Genomic DNA, 21,515 nt, shown 5'->3' with positions numbered 1-21,515 from the left:
TTTTATAATTACTGTTATTTCTCTTTCAACTTTATTCAATTTATCCTGCCACTGCATCCCATGCACTTTCAAGTACATATAGAAGCAGGATGTAACGGAGTAATTTTCCGACAAACATGGAGGTTATAGTGAGCCATATATTGCTTCGCATAAATCCCAGCGCAATGGCTATTACTTCGCCAATAGCAGGGAGAAAAGCAAAGAATGCCATCAGTGCTCCCTTTCCTTGGAGGAAGACTGTCATCTTATCTATTTTTTCTTTTTTTACTTTAAAATATTTCTCTATCCAGCTTATCTTACCCAAACGTCCCATATAATAACAGGTCATTCCTCCAACTGTATTGCCCAAGGTCGCGGCGATTATGCAGGCAGTAGGGTTTAGTCCCAGCTTTACTAATGTGACAAGTACAAGCTCGGAACTGAAAGGTATAATGCTTCCTGCCAGCATAGCCGAAATAAATAATCCCGGCAATCCCCAATCAATGAGAAGCTGTGTGACTGAATTTATAAAAGTGTCCATATATTAAAACCGAATAAGAGGATGAGGCTGATCATGGTTATTATGAAAAACACATTCGATGTTTTGCTGTTGGTCAGTGCAAATAGGTGGCCGATCAAGATACTGCTAGTTATCATCAGGAGTGGTAGTAGATTGTTGCATTGTATTGGCTGCAAAGCTATCAGCAAGAAGAGGAAAGCAGTTAGCTCAATGAGAAACTGTAGATAGGCGCGTGTACGTATCTTGTCCTCGAAACCTGCAACAATGCAGTGAGCAGTGCTCACGATGAACAACACTAGTAAAAAGCCGAGTGTCGTGAATTCCCAAGGTTGCAAGACTTCTAAATTGAAGATGTTGCCAAACGTAGCCAATTCGTAAAAAGGTAGATAGAACATCTCCATTTGATCGTAGAAGAAGGCGTGTCCGAATAGTATCCAATAGGGGAGTATCCAGCCTAATATCGCACCACAGAAACTACGTGGGGTGAGCGATTGGAAACGATGAGCCCCGAGTAGCCACAGTACAGATAGGACGGTGAGTTGTGGGAAAAAGATGCTTCCTACTCCTATAAAGAAGAAGGAATAGAACAGATTGTCTGATGCTTGGGATTGTTGATAACTCTTGAATAAAAAGTAGATCGAGATCAGGAAAGCAAGGGCAGCGATGTCTCCTGCATATAGCAGATGCATTTCGGGGCAGACGGTGATTAACAAAAAGTAAATTACAGTCTGTACGGAGGCCCGCATACGGATGATGGTGAAACGGTTGTTTAGTTCGATCAGGAAATAACCGATAACTGCGTATACCAAATAACTGATGATGCGATTAACCCATGCAGGGAGCAAAAGAGAATGGACAGACTGCCAGATTGTGGAGCCTCCTTCTTTATCTAATGATGGGGTGAGGTCGGGCAATAGAAACAAAGTCAGCACCCAGCAAAGAGTGCAGATTAAGACGACCAATGGTAAAGTCCAACGTCCTGCTGTTACCTGACTTTGTAATCTTTTATTTCTCATTCATTAAAGTTTAGCAAGCGATTTATGGCCTGTTCAATCTCTGTTCTTTATTCGTTTGGCGTGCCTATATGAACACCGTGTCGGGCATATAAATCCACCGTACTGGAGCCTATATACCCACCTTTATGGGTATATAGGCTATCAAGCAGTTCCTTATACTCTGTTTTAGAGGTCAAATCCGATATCACGGCGGAAATACTTCTTATCGAAGTTGATCATGTCTGCTACCTTATAGCTCTGAGCCAGTGCTTCCTCTTTAGTTGCACCATAAGAGCAAACGGCAATGACACGTCCACCGTTCGTTACTACCTGGCCGTCTTTCATTGCTGTTCCGGCATGGAAAATGATACTGTTTGTTGCAGCAGCTTCTTGCAGTCCGCTGATAGTGAAACCTTTCTCGTAAGCTTCGGGATATCCTCCGCTGACAAGGATTACACAGCCGGCAGAACGTGGGTCCATTACCAATTGCTTTTGGTTTAGATTGCCTGCAGCTGTGCCTTCCAACAATTCTACGAAGTCGCTTTGTATACGGAGCATTACACTTTCTGTTTCCGGATCGCCCATACGGACGTTATATTCTATCACCATGGGTTCTCCTTTGACTCTGATTAATCCGAGGAAGATGAAGCCTTTGTAAGTGATATTCTCTTCTTTTAGTCCGTTGATAGTAGGTTCGATGATGCGTGTACGCACTTTTTCCATATATACTTCGTCTGCAAACGGAACAGGAGTTACACTACCCATACCGCCGGTGTTCAGACCTTTGTCGCCTTCGCCAATACGTTTGTAGTCTTTGGCAACGGGAAGCACTTTATAGTTTTCTCCATCAGTCAGAACGAATACGGAGCATTCGATACCGCTCAGGAACTCTTCGATAACAACCGTTGCCGAAGCAGAGCCGAACATACCACCAAGCATTTCTTTCAGTTCTTTCTTGGCTTCGTCCAATGTTGGCAGTATGAGTACACCTTTTCCGGCACAGAGACCGTCTGCTTTCAGTACATAAGGAGCTTCCAACGTTTCGAGAAAGGATAATCCTTCTTCGAGATTATCTGCTGTGATACTTTTATAGCGTGCTGTCGGGATCTGATGGCGCATCATGAAGCCTTTGGCAAATTCTTTGCTTCCTTCCAGTTGTGCTCCCTTGGCAGAAGGACCGATAACAGCAATATGTTTCAGTTGAGGATGATTTTGGAAATGATCGTAGATTCCTTCTACCAATGGATCTTCCGGGCCTACTACTATCATATCGATGTTTTCTTTCAGTGCGAAAGTGCTGATTGCATCAAAATCTGTAGCTTTGATGTTTACGTTTTCGCCTACAGCAGTGGTTCCTGCATTTCCGGGTGCGATATACAACTTTTCGACTTTCGGACTTTGGGCAATTTTCCATGCTAGTGCATGTTCACGGCCACCCGAGCCTAATAATAATATCTTCATAATCAGTAGGTATTATAAATGTTCTTCAAAATATCTGGTAATTTTCTCGTGTAAATGTATGCGGTCGCGACCTGAAACATTGTGCTTGTGGCACGGATAGATGAACAAATCGGGATAGGTGCGGGCATCTACACAGGCTTTCATAAACGAAAGTGTATGCTGTGGCACACAAGTATCATCGTGATCGTCATGAATGATAAGAAGGTGTCCTTTCAGTTGTTCTGCAAGGTTTTTAAGATTACACTCTTTGTATCCTTCCGGATTGCTTTGAGGTGTGTCCATATAGCGTTCACCATACATTATTTCGTAATATCCCCAATCGATAACGGGGCCTCCGGCTACGCCTACTTTGAATATCTCCGGATAGCGAAGTAGGAGAGCGGTCGTCATATGTCCTCCGAAGCTCCATCCATGTACGCCGATGCGGTTATCGTCTACATAGGGAAGAGATTTCAGGTACTCGATTCCTTTTACCTGGTCTTTGCCTTCTTCAATTCCCAGATGACGGAAAGTCGCATTTTCGAATTCCAGTCCCCGGTTTGAACTTCCCCGGTTGTCGATAGTAAACATGATGTAACCTTTGTTTGCCATGTAGATATCCCATCCACGGGCACCATTCAACCATCCACCGGTGACGCATTGTGCGTGAGGACCGCCATAGACGTAAACGATGACGGGATATTTCTTGTTCGGATCGAAATCCGCAGGCTTCATTAATCGATAGTGAAGATCGGTAGTACCATCGGCTGCTTTGATTGTTCCGGTTTCGAGGGTAGGCATCTGATAACCTTCGTACGGATTTTTGGATCGAAGCAGGTTAGTGCTTTTGAAATTTTTGGTATCGACTATATCGATATTGCGCGCTTCATCTTTGGCAGAAGATATATCGATGAGGTAAGTGCCTGAAGCATTGAGCAGTCCGTTACGCTGACTTTCTTTGCAAGTATCGAATGGTTGATTTATTTTTCCATTGCTGACATTAACAGTGAAATGTCCGCTTTTCAATCCTTCTATGGCTGTGAATATCACTTCTTTCTTTTTTGTATTGAAGCCCGCCAGATCACTTACTAGCCAGTTTCCTTTAGTGAGTTGTTTCAGTAGTTTGCCCTCAGTATTGTACAGATAAAGATGATTAAAACCATCTCTTTGGCTTTGATAAATGAATTTGCTATCGTCCCAGGGTAGAAAAGTGATTGGATGTTGTGGCTCTACATATTTCGGGTGAGTTTCTTCAAACAGAACCTTTACCAAATCTCCCGTTTCTGCATTGTATTGACAAAGTTTGGCGTGATTCTGGTCACGGTTCAATTCGATAAGATAAATACTTTTTTCATCGGGCGACCAACTGATATTCGTGAAATACCGGTCGGTAGGATCACCTGCGTTCAAATAGATACTTTTCTTGGTTTCCGGATTATAGATACCTATTTTTACCTGGTGACTTGTCATTCCTGCCATCGGATAACGGATATTATTTACTTCTGCCACACGTGCTGTGATGTCTACAAGGGGATATTGTGTGACCATGCTTTCATCCATATGGTAGAAAGCAAGCAGGTTTCCTTTCGGACTCCAGAATGTACCTTTTTCGATACCGAACTCATTGCGGTGTACTGATTGCCCACAAACGATTCCTTCGGGTTCATTGGTTACTGCCTGGTCGTTCACGTATAAATTGTTTCCGATGGTGTAAGCCACTTTTTCGCCGGCTATACAATAATCTAGATTGCTTGCTTTTTCTTTCAGCTTGAGCGTATTTACAATCTGGTTAGTTTTAAAATTGTATACGATATATTTCCCCGGTAAAGTCAGAAGTATATGTGACTTGCCTGCCCACGGGAAACTGACAGAATATAAGTGAGATAGCTTTCCTAAATTATTCTCTTCGAGGCTCTTGTTGATTTGCTCACGAGTGACAAGCATTACTTCTTTTCCCGTCTGGGGCTGAATTGTATAAATCGTATCAATGCCGGGTTTGATACATTCATCTCCCCACCATTGCAGACCGTATAAGTTGTCCGCATATCGATACGTTTCGCCGCCCGGAATTAAATCTTCCAGCGTCAGCATCTTCATTTCTTGTGCCATAACATTGATTACCATTGGCAGTGCCATCAAAAATAAGATGGTTCTTTTCCCAATTTTATTCATTGTCTTTTTCTTTCTTTTTTTAAATCCTTTTATTTCTACTCTTCTGCCAGAGAAGCTGTCTTTTAATTGAGCAGCTGCACTTTATTTGGCAAAAGCAGAGAATAATTCATCATATTATTTTTTGTAACTATCTCTGTAGGATGATATGTCTCCTTCGGAATATTCAATTTGTAGTTTCGATTCTTCCGGCTCCAGTTTAACCGTTATCTGTTAAGATGATTGTTATTTGAGCATGAAGTCACAATTTGTGATCTTATATTATTTATCACTTCTGGCTGTCCGTAAAGTGATTGTATACTATCATTTTACTCTGTTATTCTGAACTTGTGGAAGAATCTGCTCTTGACTGTTTCAAAGAAAAGATTCTTCACTACGTTATAAATAACAGAATGATAGGGTTTACAGACTTATCGGATCGCCTTATTTTATTTCTACTAATCTTCTTCCTTCTTCTCAATCCTAGGCTCTCTGTTTCCTCTAAACTCCCTTGGCGCTCTCGGATCTCTATCCCTTCTTTCACGAAACTCTCCCCGTGGTTTTCTATCTTTGTCGTCCTGTTGTCTGAAACCACCTTCTCGCCTTGGCCTGGATTCACCCTCACTACGTGGTTTGAAATCTCCTTCACGTCTTGGTCTGGATTCACCCTCTCTACGTGGTTTGAAATCTCCTTCGCGTCTTGGCCTGGATTCACCCTCTCTGCGTGGTTTGAAATCTCCTTCACGTCTTGGCCTGGATTCACCCTCACTACGTGGTTTAAAATCCCCTTCGCGTCTTGGCCTGGATTCACCCTCACGCGATTTGAATTCTCCTTCACGTCTCGGCCTCGAATCCCCTTCTCTACGTGGCTTATATTCCCTTTCTCTAGGTTTGAATTCTTTGAATCTTGGAGTATAACTGTCTTCACCTTCTTTCTTTTCTTCTCCTTCTACCCCTTCTTGGGTTTCCTGGCTCTTAAACTCTTTATATTTACCGTCAAAGATTTCATATTTCCGAAATTCGCATTCCAATGCACCATTGAATAAGGGCACTTTCTGACTTGCTTTCAGACCTATCTGGTCGAAGCATTCTTCACGGTAGGAGAGTACCCATGCCTCATTCCCAACAAAAGCATGTTTCAGTCGTTCACCAATCATCTGATACAATCCAAGCAAGTCATTGGTAGAAATACGCTCTCCATAAGGAGGATTTGTGATGATGATTGACTTCTCTTTTGGTTGCTCAAATTGTTGGAACGGCTGTAACTTCAGCACTACATCTTTGGATACACCCGCAGCTTTTATATTGTGAGTTGCAATCTCATTAGCCTTCGGACTATTGTCATAACCGTAGATCTTATAATCGAATTCACGTTCCTGACTGTCATCGTTGTAAATTTCATCGAACATATCTGCATCAAAGTCTACCCATTTCTCGAAAGCGAATCCTTTACGGAAGACTCCCGGAGCAATGTTTCTTGCAATCAGTGCTGCTTCGATTGGAATAGTACCCGAACCACACATCGGATCGATTAGGTCGCATTCACCACGCCATCCGGTCATCAGAACCATACCTGCTGCCAATACTTCGTTCAATGGAGCTTCTACAGCTTCCTGACGGTATCCGCGTCGGTGAAGTGATTCACCTGATGAGTCTAATGACAACGTACAAGTAGTCTGTGCAATATGAATATTCAAAAGTACATCCGGATTGTTGATACGCACCGAAGGACGTTTTCCCGTTTTCTCACGGAAATAATCCACAATGGCATCTTTTACTTTGTATGAAACGAACTTTGAATGGCGAAACTCTTCACTGAACACTACTGAATCTATAGCAAAAGTCTTGTCGGGATCCAGATATTCCTCCCAAGGAATCTCTTGTATCTGACTGTATACCTCATCGGCGTCCTTAGCAGCGAAATGCTTGATTGGTTTCAGGATTCGGATGGCAGTACGAAGGCAGAAATTTGCCTTATACATCATACGTTTGTCTCCTGTGAATGCAACCATCCGGCGTCCTATCTGAATGTCGTTGGCTCCTAATGTTGTCAGTTCTTCTGCAAGTATTTCTTCCAATCCCTGGAAAGTCTTTGCAATGATCTCGAATTGTTCGCTCATATATTGTAATTTGATTTATTTCTTTGCTTTAGTCTGTACTATTTTTGCACCTGCCGGAACATTCTCTGTAACCCAGATATTACCTCCTACAGTGGCATCTTTTCCTATGGTGATTCTTCCCAAGATAGTGGCATTGGAATAAACAATGACATTATCCTCCAATATTGGGTGACGGGGAATTCCTTTGATCGGTTTTCCGTCCGCATCCAATGGAAAACTTTTGGCTCCTAAGGTTACACCTTGATACAGTTTGACATTATTTCCGATAATACTTGTGGCACCAATTACGACACCTGTTCCGTGGTCAATTGTGAAATGACTGCCTATCTTGGCGCCCGGATGGATGTCTATACCTGTTTCGCTATGAGCCATTTCTGTGATGATGCGGGGAATCAACGGAACGCCCAGCTCCAATAATTCATGTGCAATGCGGTAATTACTGATTGCTTTAATGGCAGGATAGCAACAGATTACTTCACCATAGCTTTCAGCCGCAGGGTCACCATTGTAAGCAGCTTCCACATCCGTTGCCAAAATCTTTCTCATGACGGGTAATTTACTGATAAACTTAGCAGCCAAACGGGCAGCTTCCTCTCTCTTTGAGTCGGAACACGTATTGCACTTACCTTCGGCCGTTCCAAAACACAGTCCCGCCAAGATTTGCTCTGAAAGCAGATCGAATAACTTTTCAATATTCACACCGATGTGATAATTGACTGTACGACTGTTGATTGTGGAATTACCGTAATATCCTGGAAAAAGGATGGAGCGTGAAAGTTCGATAATCTCATACAAGACTTTAGCAGAGGGGAGAGGCTCGCCATCTTTATGTTGATGAAACAGTCCTTTGTAAGATTCGCTTTCCGATAGCTCATCGACTGCCTGTGTCAAAATGTGGGTAAAGTTCAGTGGACTCATTAGGTCAGTGCTCATTTTTTATATGATAAGGGTACAAAGGTATTAAAAAAATGATTAATATCATTGATATTCAGAATAAATTAAATCCATTTCATCAGTCATTTAATTTCCTGTTACTTAGTACTTAACTCTCTTAAAATGTGAAAACGCCATTTCTTCAGCAGAAACGGCGTCCTCTATTTGTTAGAATATTAGAATGAGAGAGTTTTGTTATATATAGATTTGTTTAGGTCTATCTTACTCTTATTCAGAGGAAAAAATACAAAGTGTATATTGTAGCTCCAGATTAGATATTTAGTGGTACAATCCTTTCTTTTGTTTACTAATCTATCTGTTTTACTGCTGCAAAGGTATATATAAATTTGATATAGCAGTATTTGTGGAATAAAATATTGTCAAATTGTAATGAAAGGTCGATTGTGATAACTTGCTTTTTGCTAAAATAGATAGTAAAAAAATATCCGGCAGTAACTTGCCGGATATAGAATATAGCATTAAGTTGCATAAATATTCATTTCTCTTGCTTTCTGAGTATCGAGTTAAATAATGTTATTGCTTGTTCTAGCCTTACTTTTACTTCTTGGATCTGCTTTCAATACGGGGTTTTAATGAGCTTCGAGCCAATTTTTTCCCCATCCGCAGTCTGCTTTTAAAGGTACATGCATGCGATAAGCATTTTCCATTTCTTCGATAACGATTTCTTCTACCCGTTCCTTTTCATTCATGGGGACGCTGAAGTTCAATTCATCATGTACTTGTAGAATCATCTTTGCCTGTAATGCTTCTGCCCGGAATCGTTCGTAAATACGCGCCATAGCTACTTTTATAATATCGGCAGCACTACCCTGAATAGGTGCGTTGATAGCATTGCGTTCTGCATAACCGCGGACGACAGCATTACGTGAATTGATCTCCGGCAAGAAACGTTTTCGATGGAAGATTGTTTCCACATAACCTTTTTCACGAGCTACTTGTATGCTTTTATCCATGTAAGTCTTCACTCCCGAATATGTCTCGAAATAGCCATCGATTAGTTCTTTAGCTTCTTTGCGGTCTACATTCATTCGTTCGGCAAGGCCAAATACGGATATGCCATAAATAATACCGAAATTGGCAGTCTTAGCTTTGCGGCGCATATCGGAATCTACATCTTTCAAGTCAATTTTATAAATCTTGGCGGCTGTAGCAGCATGAATATCATAATTACTAAGAAAAGCATCAATCATGTTCTTGTCTTCACTCAGGTGTGCCATGATACGTAACTCAATTTGTGAGTAGTCAGCAGAAAAGAAGAGACTTCCTTCGTCAGGAATGAATGCTTTACGGATTTCTTTTCCATTTTCATCGCGGATCGGGATGTTTTGTAGATTCGGATTACTTGAACTGAGGCGTCCGGTAGAAGTGACAGTTTGGTTGAAAGATGTATGTACTCGTCCCGTGCGAGGATTGATAAGCTGGGGGAGAGCATCTATATATGTTCCCAATAACTTCTTCAACCCACGGTGTTCAAGAATCTTTTCTACTATCGGATGTTTGTGGCGCAGACTTTCTAATACTTCTTCCGAAGTTATGTATTGACCCGTCTTGGTTTTCTTGGCTTTCTCTATAATCTTTAATTTGTCAAACAATACTTCTCCGACTTGCTTTGGAGAAGCAATGTTGAATGATTCTTCTGCCAGTTGATAAATTTCTTGCTCAATCTTTTGCATTTGAACTGTGAAATGGGCGGACGACTGTTTCAGTGCTTCTGTATCCAGCAGTACTCCATTGCGTTCAATATTGACTAGTACAGGTACGAGAGGCATTTCAATATCATAGAATAAACGTTCGGCATCATTTGCTTTCAATTCTTTTTCCAAAATGTTCTTTAGCTTCAATGTCACATCTGCATCTTCGCAGGCATAACGGTAAACTTCCTTAGGATCCAGATCGCGCATATTTTTCTGATTCTTTCCTCTGGGACCAATGAGCTCATCAATATGGATAGTCTGATAATGGAGATAAATTTCTGCCAGGTAATCCATCCCGTGTCGCAGTTCCGGTTGAAGAACATAATGGGCGATCATTGTATCGAAGAGTGGGCCTTTTACTTCTACTCCATAATTTTGAAGAACGATCATGTCATACTTAATATTCTGTCCAATTTTCAATGAATTTTCATTTTCGTAAACCGAGCGAAACTCATTGACTATTTTTAACGCTTCTTCACGTTCTGAAGGAACCGGTACATAAAATGCTTGATTTTCTTCGATGGAGAAACTTATTCCAACCAATTCGGCATCCATCGGTTCGGTTCCTGTGGTTTCTGTATCTAACGAGAGAATTTTGGATGTAAGTAACTTTTGAATGATTTTGCCTCTTTTCTCTTCTGTATCAATGAGTTGATATTCGCAATCTAGTGTTTCTAACGTGTCTAGATTTGTTTTTTTTGAGTCGTCTGTCCCTTTGCCCGCAAAATTTGCAAACAAATCGCCTTGTACAAGTCCTTCTTCATCCGGAAAAAGAGGGAGAGGAGAGAGGGCTCTTTTGCTTGCCGTTTTATTTCCATTGGAAGATTCATTTCCAAAGTTCTCTTTTTTTAGAACACGGTCGATGAGTGTTCTAAATTCCAGTTCTTCAAAAATCTGACGAAGCGAACTCTCATCTGCATTTTCGCGAATAAGAGAATCCATCTCAAGTTGGATAGGAACATCAATTTTGATAGTCGCCAAAAACTTTGAGAAAGTAATTAGTTCCCGATTGGTTTCTACTTTTGTTTTTACTGCTCCTTTCAGTTGGTCAGTATTCTCCAATAGATTTTCGATACTACCAAATTCGGCAATTAGTTTTTGAGCAGTTTTTTCTCCGACTCCTGGGCATCCCGGAATATTATCCGATGAGTCACCCATCAAACCGAGCATATCAATTACCTGGGCGGGAGATTGAATGTCGAACTTAGCTTTTACTTCTTCGCTGCCCATAACCTCGAAACCACCAGTGTGTTTAGGACGATACATGAATACGTGGTCGGTCACTAACTGACCATAATCCTTATCTGGAGTCATCATATAGGTGGTGATACCTTGTTTCCCGGCTTCGGTGGCAAGGGTTCCGATCACGTCGTCGGCTTCATAACCTGCAACTTCGAGGATAGGTATGTGATAAGCACGAATAATATCTTTTATAATAGGTACGGAGAGTCTTATGGCTTCCGGGGTCTCCTCGCGTTGTGCCTTGTATTGCTCGAAGGCTTCGTGACGGAAAGTGGGGCCGGAAGGATCAAAGGCTACTCCTATATGACTAGGATTCTCTTTTTTCAGTACTTCCTCAAGGGTATTGACAAATCCGAGGATAGCTGAAGTATTGAATCCTTTGGAATTGATCCTAGGGTTTTTAATAAAGGCATAATATGCTCGATATATCAGTGCATAAGCGTCTAAAAGAAATAATTTATTGTCTGACTCCATAGATTTAATTAATTTTTCATGGTAAAAGTACAAAAAAATACCGTATTAAGCGTTTTATTATTACATTTGTGCTCAAATTGTGTGTGAATGGATAGTATCACTAACATCAAAAAACCAATTACGAATGAACTTGAGGATTTCAGAAACCTTTTTAATGGTTCTCTCTCAAGTTCAAATGCATTGCTCGATAGTGTAATAGCTTATATACGTCAGAGGAATGGTAAGATGATGCGTCCAATTCTAGTCCTTTTAGTTGCACGTCTTTATGGTGAAATACGTCCCGGTACTCTTCATGCAGCTGTGTCTTTAGAACTTCTTCATACAGCTAGTCTGGTGCACGATGATGTAGTAGATGAAAGTACTGAGCGCCGGGGGCAGCTTTCGGTAAATGCTGTATTTAATAATAAAGTGTCGGTATTGACAGGAGACTATCTGTTGGCTACCAGTCTGGTTCATGCCGGACTTACGAAAAGTCATGATATCATTCAAGTTGTATCTTCACTGGGGCAGGACCTTGCTGAAGGAGAATTGCTTCAGTTGTCTAATGTCAGTAATCTCAGCTTCTCTGAAAAGGTTTATTTTGATGTAATCCGTAAGAAGACGGCAGCTCTTTTCGCTGCTTGTACAAAAGCGGCGGCTTATTCGGTAGAAGTAGGGGAGAAGGAGACTGAATTCGCTCGTTTATTAGGCGAATATATCGGTATATGTTTCCAGATTAAAGACGATATTTTTGATTACTTTGATAGTAAAGAGATAGGTAAACCGACGGGGAATGATATGCTTGAAGGGAAACTTACTTTGCCTGCTCTGTATGTGTTAAATGAAACTCAAGATACACGGATACGTGAGATAGCATTCAAAGTGAAAGAAGGAACGGCCAGCATGGAAGAAATTGCTTCTTTAATTGCATTTACCAAGGAAAACGGGGGAATTGAATATGCCGTTGAGACAATGAACAATTATAAGCAGAAAGCTCTTAAATTGTTGTCCTCATTGCCCGATTCCGGAGTGCGGACTGCTTTGGCAGCTTATCTGGATTATGTGGTTGATCGTGAGAAATGATTATTTCCTGTATTTTTTCAATAGTGAATAACACAAAATTAATTGTTCCCAGTCCTCTATTCTATCAGATTTTATAGCTCTTCCTATAAGGCAGCTTTTATCTACCTCTTCTGGTGTGTGAAGAATATCATTGCACAATGTATTTGCTTGTTCGATGTATTCCCATGCCTCTTCTCTGGAGATATATCCGCTCTCGTGTGCTGCACGGGCGATGGTGACTAATAAGCCCATGTCGCATCCGATAATTCCTCTTTCCAGGTCATTTAACCATATGATCGGATCTCTTCTTTCCTCTGCATATTTTACGAAGTTATATAGGTTTTTTCCCTGTTGAACGAATCGTTCTACTCCAAAAAAGCGATCGCGAATAATCTTTTCGAACTCATTCAGATTGTCTGTTGATAGTAGAAAGGGGGTTTGTATTGCATAAGATATTCTATCACCTTCATTAATTAGAAATTCAAGTAGGCTGTAAGTGGAGTTTGAGTCGATACAATTGAATTTATTGGCGAGTAGCTTGATGACTTCTTGTTGGGGAACTCCTGTTTCTATGCTGTTAAGGCAAAAGTTTTCGAGTATGGCTTGCATATAGCCGATACGTAATCCTTGTTTTCTCTTTGCATTGAGAATCAGATTTAAGGGATTATAGTTAAATCGTAAGGTTTTTAAATGCATTTTCATCAATATACTTCTTATTATAATAGGGTATAGATTTTACTGAAAAGCGTGAGAACTGTCACTTGATATCTTTCCTGGGGCTTCGGCAAGCCGTTATGACGATACAAGCAACAGTCCCACGCTCCGTTCGATATATAACAAAAATGTATACGTGAAGGTGCGTGAGACCCGTTTGCTTATTACCGTTCATAACTTAGGATTTTGCCGAATTCCAGGAGTAGGTAATAAATAAAACGTTCTCTAATTCAAATAGTTATCTATTTATGCAGTAACTAAATGTATTACAAAGATAGTAAAAAAAACAAATAAGTTTATTAGTAACTTTATTTTTTATTAATAAAAAATACCGCACAGCTTTCGTCATGAATACGAAAGAGTGCGGTAGTTCTATTTTTAATGTAGTTTTTAGAAGAATTTAATCTCTTCTCCTTTAATGTCCGAAAGCAGAAGATTGGCTAATCGGCTTGTTCCTAAACGGAAAAGATGGTTATTCAACCATTCTTCGCCAAGTATTTCTTTGACGATAGTGTAATAAATGAGTGCATCGTTTACAGTATTGATACCTCCAGCAGGTTTAAATCCGATCTTATTACCCGTTTTCTGATAGTATTCTTTAATAGCTTCGCACATCACATAAGCAGCTTCCGGGGTAGCAGCAGGTTGTTGTTTCCCAGTTGATGTCTTGATGAAATCTGCACCTGAATACATGGATAGGATAGAAGCTTTTTTGATATTAGATGCGTTTTTCAATGCACCTGTTTCGAGAATTACTTTAAGGTGATGCTCTTTGCAAGTCTCTTTTAGTTCTTGGATTTCTTCGCACATTGTTTCGTAGTCGCCACTTAGGAATTCGCCTATAGAAATTACGATGTCAATTTCATCTGCACCGTCGGCAATAGCTAATGCAGTTTCTGCAATTTTCACTTCAATAAAAGTCTGAGAGGAAGGGAATCCCCCTGATACACAGGCTATACTGACACTATCTACTTCCAATGTGTTTTTGACGATACCCGCAAAATTGGGATATACACAGATTGCTGCCACATTCTTTAGATCAGGAAACTCATTATCAAACTGATTGACTTTTTCAGTAAAGTGCATGACGCTTTCGTCGCTGTCTGTACTGTTTAGTGTGGTCAGATCAATACAGTTGAACAGAAGTTTTTTGACCTCTTCAGTGTTGTTTTCCGGCACTTTTTTTTCAATCAAATTAGCTACACGAGCTTGTATATCTGCATCGTTCAGGTTTGTATTGTATTTCGCCAGAGCGGTTTCATACTTGCTAGGTTGTGAGTTATTCTCTTCCATGATCATTCAGTTTTGGATTATTAATATGTCTTTTATTGTCTCTCTTTGTTTTCTTTTCAAGGCTTTTCCGAAAGGCATCTGTGATATCGACGCCAGTTTGATTGGCAATACACAATAGCACCCATAAAACATCGGCTATTTCCTCATCAATGTTGTCTTTTTCGCCTTTTTTGAAGGATTGATCACCATATTTTCGAGCCATGACGCGTGCCAGTTCTCCTACCTCTTCGGTCAGAACTGCCATATTGGTTAATTCGCTAAAGTAGCGGACGCCATATGTTTTTATCCATTGGTCTACTTGTTTTTGAGCTTCTTCAAGGGTCATAATGTAGTGGTTTATATAGTTGAATCATTGATAGAGAGAAATGAGCTCTTTCTATTAATAGTTGATTCTATTCTTTATTTTTGGTATCCATACATATAGTAACAGGACCATTATTTAAAAGTTCAACTTTCATATCAGCCCCAAAAGTACCTGTGCCAATCTCTTTTCCTAAAGCATTGCTCAGATCTTTGCAGAACTGTTCGTAGAGTGGGATAGAGATCTCAGGTTTGGCAGCTTTGATATACGAAGGACGGTTTCCTTTTTTGGTAGAAGCGTGTAAAGTAAACTGGCTGATAACTAAAATTTCACCTCTATCTTCGAGAATAGATCTGTTCATGATGCCATTTTCATCGTCAAAGATACGCAGATTGACTATCTTTTTGCAGAGCCAGTCAATGTCTTCCTGGCCGTCAGCTTCTTCAATCCCAACTAAAATCAGCATTCCTTTGCCGATAGATGACTTGCAATCTCCATCAATGGTTACTGAGGCATGACTGACACGTTGAATTACTATTCTCATTGATACTTTTTGTTAGGTTTACGAAAGGCAAATTTACAAATTTCGAAAGATAAAATGATGGAATTAGAAAAATAATATTTTCAAGCTACCAGTTTGATATAAGAATTTGATAGACGAAATCGAATTGAAATTGGTATATATATGGATAAGAGATATTATAAACTAATTTTAAGGTGTAAGTGTGTTGTCATAATTAGTGTATGCAATAAATTTGGGAATAATGAATTTTGGGCGCAGATTGCACGATTTAAGGGCTTTTTGATGAACTAAAACATTCTGTTTCGTGTAATCCACGTCTAATGATGTAAAGTTATATGATCAACTAGCGCTTTCTGATCAAGAGTTGAAGCTACAACTCTTGGTTTAATCCCTCTTTTACAATTCTGGCTTTTGCTTCGCCAATGATGTCGGAAATATCCTCAAAAGATGCTTCTTTTATTCGTTTTACGCTCTTGAACTCTTTCAATAAAATTGTTTTTGTTTTATCACCAATGCCTTTGATGGTGTCTAAAACTGATGCTACCTGGCGTTTGCTCCGTTTATCCCGGTGGAAAGTAATTGCAAAGCGGTGTACTTCATCCTGTATCTGAGTGAGCAGGCGGAATAGGGGACTCTGCTGCTTAATTCCAATGGTCTGTGGTGGAAAACCAAACAGCAATTCTGAAGTGCGGTGGCGATTGTCTTTGGCTAATCCTGCAATAGGTATATCGAGTTTTAATTCCTCCTCTATAACCTCTCTGACTACTTCCATTTGCCCTTTACCACCATCGGTGATAATCAGGTCGGGAAGTGGAGACTGTTCATCGATAGCGCGTTGATAACGTCTTCTGACCACTTCCTTCATTGAAGCATAATCATCCGGTCCTACAACTGTTTTTATATTATATTTCCGGTAATCCTTCTTTGACGGTTTGGCTTTCTTAAATACAACACACGCTGCAACAGCATCTGAGCCTTGAATATTGGAGTTATCGAAGCATTCAATCTGCAACGGCAATCTGTCTAAGTGGAGTTCTTGCTGTATTTCTTTCATCAAACGCATACTTCGCTGTTCCGGATTCAACTTCTCTGCCTGCTTCATGCGGTCGGCTTTGTATTGTTTTACGTTCAAAATAGAAAGTTCCAATAACTTTTTCTTGTCTCCACGCTGAGGAATGGTGAAAACGACATTATTGAGCTCTATATCCAGTTCAAACGGAATAATAATTTCCCGTGATTGGCTCTTATAACGTTCCCGCATTTCAACGATTCCAAGGGTTAATAACTCCTCTTTTGTTTCATTCAGTTTCTTCTTATATTCGAAGGTGAAAGCTTGATTGATGGCACCATTGGTGATATGCAGATAGTTGATAAAAGCAGAGCTGGATCCGTCTTCTTCAATAGAAAAGACATCTATATTATGTAAAACAGAACTTACTACCTCCGATTTCGACCGGTAGTTTTCTATCAATAAATATTTCTCTTTCATCTTTTGTGCCTCTTCAAACTTCATTTCTCCTGCCAATTCTTGCATTTTTTCCAGGAGTATACGGCTAATATCTTGGGTGTTTCCTTTCAATATTTCTTTTATTTCATCGATGTTTTTTAAATAATCTTCTTGTGATTGTAATCCGACGCAGGGTCCTGCACAGTTCTTGATATGATATTCCAAACAGACATTAAATTTTCCCGCCCTGATGTTTTCTGGAGTAAGATTTAAATTGCAGGTTCTCAATGGGTATAAGTGCTTTATCAGATCGAGTAAAGCATACATGGAAGGTATATGGCTATATGGACCATAATAAGAAGATCCATTTCTGATAATCTTTCTTGTTCTGAAAATCCGAGGGAAATATTCATTTTGCACGCAGATAGAAGGATAGGTCTTATCATCCTTCAAAAGTACATTGTAACGAGGCTTGTATTTCTTTATCAGATTATTTTCCAGTAGTAACGCATCTTCCTCCGAATTGACCACGATATAGCGAATATCAGCAATTTTGCTGACCAACACCCGCGTCTTTCCCGGCTCATGCTCTTTACTAAAGTAAGAATATACCCTTTTCTTTAAGTTTTTAGCTTTTCCAACGTATATAATTGTACCTTCAGTATTTAGATATTGATAAATACCTGGCTTTTCAGGGAGATTTGCTACAATACCTTTTAGGTACTCGTTGGTTGAATTTGCTGTATCTGTACTCATAATCGTTAGGAATGAAACATATGAAATAAGAAGAAGAGTAAATGTGCTGAAAGTTTTTTTATGCTAATATTAAGATGCGGATAACGTAGATGACGCGGATCTTTGTTATTAACTTTATTATTCAATATCCTGTCATTCGCGTTATCTGTGTCTGAGCATACTCTGATTGCCTATATTTACTGTGGCTCATTTTCTGAAGATAAGTAGTACATTAAATTATTTATGCTTATACTTTCTCTCATACAAAAGGTAGCTAAGTAACTCTTCTTTGTTTAATAACAACAGTGAGAAGATACTTCACTGCGTTTTGGATGACAAATACTCTTCCATATTATAAACTAATTATGATGTACTACTTCTAAATAATCAGTTTATAAAGACAATACCGATTCAATTTCTACATCATCTCCAAATATCGATTTCCCGTTTAAATCTTTCAACTCAATGATGAAGTTTACGTATACTTTTTTAGGCTTTAGCCGTTTTACGAGTGCACAAGCTGCTTTCATGGTTCCTCCTGTTGCCAGTAGGTCGTCATGTAGGAGTATTACATCGTTTTCGTTAATCGCATCTTTATGAATTTGTACAGTGTCTTTGCCATATTCTTTATCATAGCTTTCTTCAAGCGTTTCTGCAGGAAGTTTTCCCGGCTTACGAATGGGGACAAATCCTGCATTTAAACGAGTGGCCAGTATGGGCCCCATAATGAAACCTCTTGATTCTATACCTACTACTTTAGTGATGCCTTTATCCTTATACATATCAAACATGATATTGGATAATTCTTGCAAACACCAAGGATCTTTAAACAGGGTTGTTACATCGTAGAATAAGATTCCCGGTATAGGAAAATTCGGTATTTCACGAATGCTTTTGATTAATGTTTCTCTGCTCATAATCATTATTTTATATTGTTTCTTTAAATTTTTTGTTTCACGTGAAACGTCATTCCTTATCGTCCTGAAAGTACTAGTAATACGTTGATGTCGCTTGGTGATACTCCCGGAATTCTGGTTGCTTGGGCAATTGTTTCCGGATCAATTTTAGCTAGCTTTTGGCGGGCTTCTGTTGAAAGGGACTGAATGGAAGCATAATCAAACTTTCCTTTAATCTTAATACTTTCCAGACGAGCAAGTTTTTCGGCAATCATACGTTCTCTATCAATATAACCTTGATATTTAATTCGTATTTCTGCTGCTTCTATAATCTCTTCTTTACAATCTAATTGTCGAGCGGTTGCTTTATCTATCTCTCTTTGAAATGCAGGGATAGATTCCATAATATTTCCAATGGTAACCTGAGGACGATTCAGTATTTCGATTAATTTGCATCCTTGGCGTAAGGGGGTAGTTCCTATTTTATCCAATGATTCATTGATTAATGCTGGTTTCATCGAATAATTTTGTGCAAAAGAAACGATTTGTTCAACTGCTTCTTTTTTACTTTTGAGTAGTTGATAACGGTCTTCCTTTGCCAATCCAAGTTTGTATGCCCGTTCGGTAAGTCTCATATCCGCATCATCCATACGAAGAAGAATTCGATATTCAGCCCGTGAAGTGAACATTCGGTACGGTTCGTCTACACCTTTGGTTACAAGATCGTCGATCAATACCCCAATATATGCTTCGTCGCGTGCTAGTGTGAAAGATTCTCCACTATGGCAGTTGATATGTGCATTGATTCCAGCAATCGTTCCCTGTCCTCCTGCTTCTTCATATCCGGTAGTTCCGTTCACTTGCCCGGCAAAGAACAAATTTTTAATTATTTTCGATTCCAACGTATGTTTTAGTTGAGTGGGGTCGAAATAATCGTATTCGATAGCATATCCCGGACGGTAGATAACCAAATCTTTGAATGCCGGGATTTTCTTTAAAGCTGCTATTTGAATCTCCATTGGGAGCGAAGAAGAAAATCCGTTGAGATATAACTCTTGAGTTGTTTCTCCTTCTGGCTCTAAAAATAACTGGTGTTGATTTTTGTCGGGGAAAGTAACGATCTTGGTCTCTATACTCGGACAATAACGTGGACCGATACTTTGAATTTGTCCATTGAATAGGGGAGAATCCGGTAATCCTTCATGCAGAATCCGGTGTACTTCTTCATTAGTATAGCACGTCCAGCATTGCAATTGCTTTAAATGGTGAACACTAGTATTCATGAAAGAAAACTTATGAAAGTCGCATTCACCATCTTGTGTTTCCATCTGATCGAAATGAACACTGCGTGCATCGATACGTACTGGGGTTCCCGTTTTCATTCTGTCATAAGTGATACCATGACGAGCGATAGATTCCGTCAGTCGGTAGGAAGCTGGTTCTGCCATTCTTCCGCCAGGAAGTTGATGGCGACCTACGTGCATGAGTCCGTTAAGGAAAGTTCCCGCTGTCAGTACTATACATTTTGCTTTAAATGTCACGCCCCAAGCTGTAACTAATCCAACGGCTTCTCCGTTTTCAACGAGAAGTTCGCAAACTGTATCTTGCCAAATATGAAGGTTTGGAGTGTTCTCGAGTTTCTCTCGCCAGGACCAAATGAATTTGGCCCGGTCACACTGTGCACGCGGACTCCACATAGCTGGTCCTTTCGAACGATTCAAGATTCGAAACTGAATAGCTGTTTCGTCAGTAACCAGTCCCATTTGCCCGCCAAGTGCATCTATTTCACGTACTATTTGCCCTTTGGCTATTCCACCTACTGCCGGGTTGCAACTCATCTGGGCTATTTTATTCATGTCCATTGTGATGAGACAAGTCTTAGAACCAAGATTTGCTGCGGCTGCAGCTGCTTCACAACCCGCATGGCCGGCACCAATTACAATAACGTCGTACTTAAAATCCATTCTATCTTATTTTTTCTAACGATGCAAAGTTACGGAAAAGTTGCGAGAGTTGTATCTGCTGCCTCTTTTTGCTTCCTAAAATTACAGGTAAGAATCCTAAAGAATAAAAAAACGTTGTAATTTTATGTATTTAGGATGATTGGAATAGTTACAAACAAGAAAGTCAGCAGGGGGGTGATATAAAAACAAGCTCAAAGGTGTTTATATAATGCTCACCTCTATTACTTTTTTGTTAGAAGTAAAGTTAGAAAATGCTTTATGTAATTTATTATCATTATACGAGCCCATGAGCGAAAGTTTGAATTTGTTGCTCTGGGTGGTTCCTATGTAGTATTGGCGACGGTAATGTACGTTATACTTATCTCTCGTGATGGTGTGAATCTTTATTTTTATCAGTGGGTATGCGAACATGAAGTTACATTGTCGGATGATGTAAAACCAAGCTTTTACGAACAATTCTGGTTGATGTGTGAAAACTTTCTGGAGGATTGGTGACTGAAGAAGACATAAATTTCGTATTCTTCTTCAAGGATGAAAAATCCTTTTACTTCTCTTGATATACATCAAAAAAACAGATGGAAAAGAGTTTTTTTGTATATAAACTCTTGCACTTTTCTAAATCCATTATAACTTTGCAGCGTAGTTGTGAAACTACTTAAGTTTTGTTTTAAATAATAAATAATTTTGGTATTAGAATGAGATTATAAATATTAGAATATAAGGTATAAGTTTTAGAATAAGGTAAAAAACGTATTAGATATTAGTTTAAATTAAGGATTGGATTAAGATTAGTTTTTAGGAAGTAAGTTAGTTTTTATTAGGTAGTAGAGTAAAAGAGTCGTTTTTCAGGTAACAAGAAAACAAAGATGAAAAATAAAGAATCCCATTTATGGGGGATTCTTTAAAAGTGGGGCGGAGTTATTCGCTCTTTTTTTGTAGCTTTCCTTTTGCGATGAAATGTTATCTCATAGTTAATGCCCCATCCTTTTGTAATCTTTTCTTTTATAGTGTGTGTTTCTTACTAACTGTATATGG

Annotated in this window: 16 protein-coding genes; 2 read left to right on the top strand and 14 right to left on the bottom strand. The window is 39.5% G+C overall.

Going from position 1 to position 21,515, the window contains the following annotated elements:
• Nucleotides 1–40 precede the first annotated feature (40 nt).
• From PHO71_RS00950 to polA, 7 genes are all read right to left on the bottom strand, one after another.
• The gene (locus PHO71_RS00950; RefSeq protein ID WP_300197554.1) at nt 41–520 is read right to left on the bottom strand and encodes a YqaA family protein; all 480 of its coding nucleotides are present in this window, start codon (nt 518–520) and stop codon (nt 41–43) included.
• Entirely contained in the window at nt 505–1,515 is a 1,011-nt protein-coding gene (locus tag PHO71_RS00945) for a hypothetical protein (RefSeq protein ID WP_300197551.1), read from the bottom strand. The genes PHO71_RS00950 and PHO71_RS00945 overlap by 16 nt, the downstream gene beginning before the upstream one ends.
• A 165-nt stretch (nt 1,516–1,680) precedes the next feature.
• Nucleotides 1,681–2,955: a phosphoribosylamine--glycine ligase gene (purD, locus tag PHO71_RS00940; RefSeq protein ID WP_300197548.1), complete on the bottom strand. Its 1,275-nt coding sequence runs from the start codon at nt 2,953–2,955 to the stop codon at nt 1,681–1,683.
• Nucleotides 2,956–2,967: 12 nt separating this feature from the next.
• On the bottom strand, nt 2,968–5,106 hold the full coding sequence (locus PHO71_RS00935; RefSeq protein ID WP_300197545.1) for a DPP IV N-terminal domain-containing protein: 2,139 nt from the start codon (nt 5,104–5,106) through the stop codon (nt 2,968–2,970).
• 434 nt (nt 5,107–5,540) lie between these two features.
• A complete protein-coding gene (locus tag PHO71_RS00930; RefSeq protein ID WP_300197542.1) occupies nt 5,541–7,202 on the bottom strand; it encodes a THUMP domain-containing protein in 1,662 nt (553 codons plus the stop codon).
• A 15-nt stretch (nt 7,203–7,217) separates the two neighbouring features.
• Nucleotides 7,218–8,120, bottom strand: a complete 903-nt coding sequence (gene epsC, locus PHO71_RS00925) for a serine O-acetyltransferase EpsC (RefSeq protein WP_300197956.1) — start codon at nt 8,118–8,120, stop codon at nt 7,218–7,220.
• Nucleotides 8,121–8,725: 605 nt separating this feature from the next.
• The gene (gene polA / locus PHO71_RS00920) at nt 8,726–11,566 is read right to left on the bottom strand and encodes a DNA polymerase I (RefSeq protein WP_300197539.1); all 2,841 of its coding nucleotides are present in this window, start codon (nt 11,564–11,566) and stop codon (nt 8,726–8,728) included.
• Between the two features lie 87 nt (nt 11,567–11,653).
• Here polA and PHO71_RS00915 point away from each other — a divergent pair, with 87 nt between their 5' ends.
• Nucleotides 11,654–12,628, top strand: coding sequence for a polyprenyl synthetase family protein (locus PHO71_RS00915; RefSeq protein ID WP_300197536.1), 975 nt, complete (start codon nt 11,654–11,656; stop codon nt 12,626–12,628).
• Here the strand turns inward: PHO71_RS00915 and PHO71_RS00910 are convergent, their stop codons facing one another.
• The 7 genes from PHO71_RS00910 to mnmG all read right to left on the bottom strand — a co-directional run bounded on the left by PHO71_RS00910 (nt 12,629) and on the right by mnmG (nt 20,480).
• On the bottom strand, nt 12,629–13,309 hold the full coding sequence (locus PHO71_RS00910; RefSeq protein WP_300197533.1) for a DUF1266 domain-containing protein: 681 nt from the start codon (nt 13,307–13,309) through the stop codon (nt 12,629–12,631).
• A 402-nt stretch (nt 13,310–13,711) separates the two neighbouring features.
• Complete coding sequence (deoC, locus tag PHO71_RS00905) at nt 13,712–14,614, bottom strand: deoxyribose-phosphate aldolase (protein ID WP_300197530.1); 903 nt, start codon at nt 14,612–14,614, stop codon at nt 13,712–13,714.
• Nucleotides 14,601–14,939 (bottom strand): nucleotide pyrophosphohydrolase, encoded by a 339-nt coding sequence (locus PHO71_RS00900; protein WP_300197527.1) that lies wholly within the window; start codon nt 14,937–14,939, stop codon nt 14,601–14,603. Before PHO71_RS00900 ends, deoC begins: the two co-directional genes overlap by 14 nt.
• Before the next feature lie 67 nt (nt 14,940–15,006).
• Nucleotides 15,007–15,459: a D-aminoacyl-tRNA deacylase gene (dtd, locus tag PHO71_RS00895; protein ID WP_300197525.1), complete on the bottom strand. Its 453-nt coding sequence runs from the start codon at nt 15,457–15,459 to the stop codon at nt 15,007–15,009.
• A 349-nt stretch (nt 15,460–15,808) separates the two neighbouring features.
• A complete protein-coding gene (gene uvrC, locus PHO71_RS00890; protein WP_300197522.1) occupies nt 15,809–17,641 on the bottom strand; it encodes an excinuclease ABC subunit UvrC in 1,833 nt (610 codons plus the stop codon).
• Between the two features lie 371 nt (nt 17,642–18,012).
• Entirely contained in the window at nt 18,013–18,543 is a 531-nt protein-coding gene (locus PHO71_RS00885) for an adenine phosphoribosyltransferase (RefSeq protein WP_300197520.1), read from the bottom strand.
• 50 nt (nt 18,544–18,593) lie between these two features.
• Complete coding sequence (mnmG, locus tag PHO71_RS00880) at nt 18,594–20,480, bottom strand: tRNA uridine-5-carboxymethylaminomethyl(34) synthesis enzyme MnmG (protein ID WP_300197517.1); 1,887 nt, start codon at nt 20,478–20,480, stop codon at nt 18,594–18,596.
• Nucleotides 20,481–20,825: 345 nt separating this feature from the next.
• On the opposite strand from mnmG, the gene PHO71_RS00875 reads away from it, so the two are divergent.
• Complete coding sequence (locus PHO71_RS00875; protein ID WP_300197515.1) at nt 20,826–20,975, top strand: hypothetical protein; 150 nt, start codon at nt 20,826–20,828, stop codon at nt 20,973–20,975.
• Nucleotides 20,976–21,515: the final 540 nt, after the last annotated feature.

Origin of the sequence: Bacteroides sp. (assembly GCF_028690125.1) — a bacterium.
Taxonomy (GTDB): domain Bacteria; phylum Bacteroidota; class Bacteroidia; order Bacteroidales; family Bacteroidaceae; genus Bacteroides.
This window is presented reverse-complemented; position numbering and strand designations above follow the sequence as displayed.

Bases quoted from the DNA above. Each gene is read 5' to 3' on its own strand.
- PHO71_RS00950 (WP_300197554.1), bottom strand. From the start codon at position 520: ATGGACACTTTTATAAATTCAGTCACACAGCTTCTCATTGATTGGGGA.
- epsC (WP_300197956.1), bottom strand. From the start codon at position 8,120: ATGAGTCCACTGAACTTTACCCACATTTTGACACAGGCAGTCGATGAG.
- deoC (WP_300197530.1), bottom strand. From the start codon at position 14,614: ATGGAAGAGAATAACTCACAACCTAGCAAGTATGAAACCGCTCTGGCG.
- PHO71_RS00885 (WP_300197520.1), bottom strand. From the start codon at position 18,543: ATGATTATGAGCAGAGAAACATTAATCAAAAGCATTCGTGAAATACCG.
- PHO71_RS00875 (WP_300197515.1), top strand. From the start codon at position 20,826: ATGTACGTTATACTTATCTCTCGTGATGGTGTGAATCTTTATTTTTAT.
- PHO71_RS00945 (WP_300197551.1), bottom strand. From the start codon at position 1,515: ATGAGAAATAAAAGATTACAAAGTCAGGTAACAGCAGGACGTTGGACT.
- PHO71_RS00915 (WP_300197536.1), top strand. From the start codon at position 11,654: ATGGATAGTATCACTAACATCAAAAAACCAATTACGAATGAACTTGAG.
- dtd (WP_300197525.1), bottom strand. From the start codon at position 15,459: ATGAGAATAGTAATTCAACGTGTCAGTCATGCCTCAGTAACCATTGAT.
- PHO71_RS00930 (WP_300197542.1), bottom strand. From the start codon at position 7,202: ATGAGCGAACAATTCGAGATCATTGCAAAGACTTTCCAGGGATTGGAA.
- mnmG (WP_300197517.1), bottom strand. From the start codon at position 20,480: ATGGATTTTAAGTACGACGTTATTGTAATTGGTGCCGGCCATGCGGGT.
- PHO71_RS00935 (WP_300197545.1), bottom strand. From the start codon at position 5,106: ATGAATAAAATTGGGAAAAGAACCATCTTATTTTTGATGGCACTGCCA.
- polA (WP_300197539.1), bottom strand. From the start codon at position 11,566: ATGGAGTCAGACAATAAATTATTTCTTTTAGACGCTTATGCACTGATA.
- uvrC (WP_300197522.1), bottom strand. From the start codon at position 17,641: ATGAGTACAGATACAGCAAATTCAACCAACGAGTACCTAAAAGGTATT.
- purD (WP_300197548.1), bottom strand. From the start codon at position 2,955: ATGAAGATATTATTATTAGGCTCGGGTGGCCGTGAACATGCACTAGCA.
- PHO71_RS00900 (WP_300197527.1), bottom strand. From the start codon at position 14,939: ATGACCCTTGAAGAAGCTCAAAAACAAGTAGACCAATGGATAAAAACA.
- PHO71_RS00910 (WP_300197533.1), bottom strand. From the start codon at position 13,309: ATGAAAATGCATTTAAAAACCTTACGATTTAACTATAATCCCTTAAAT.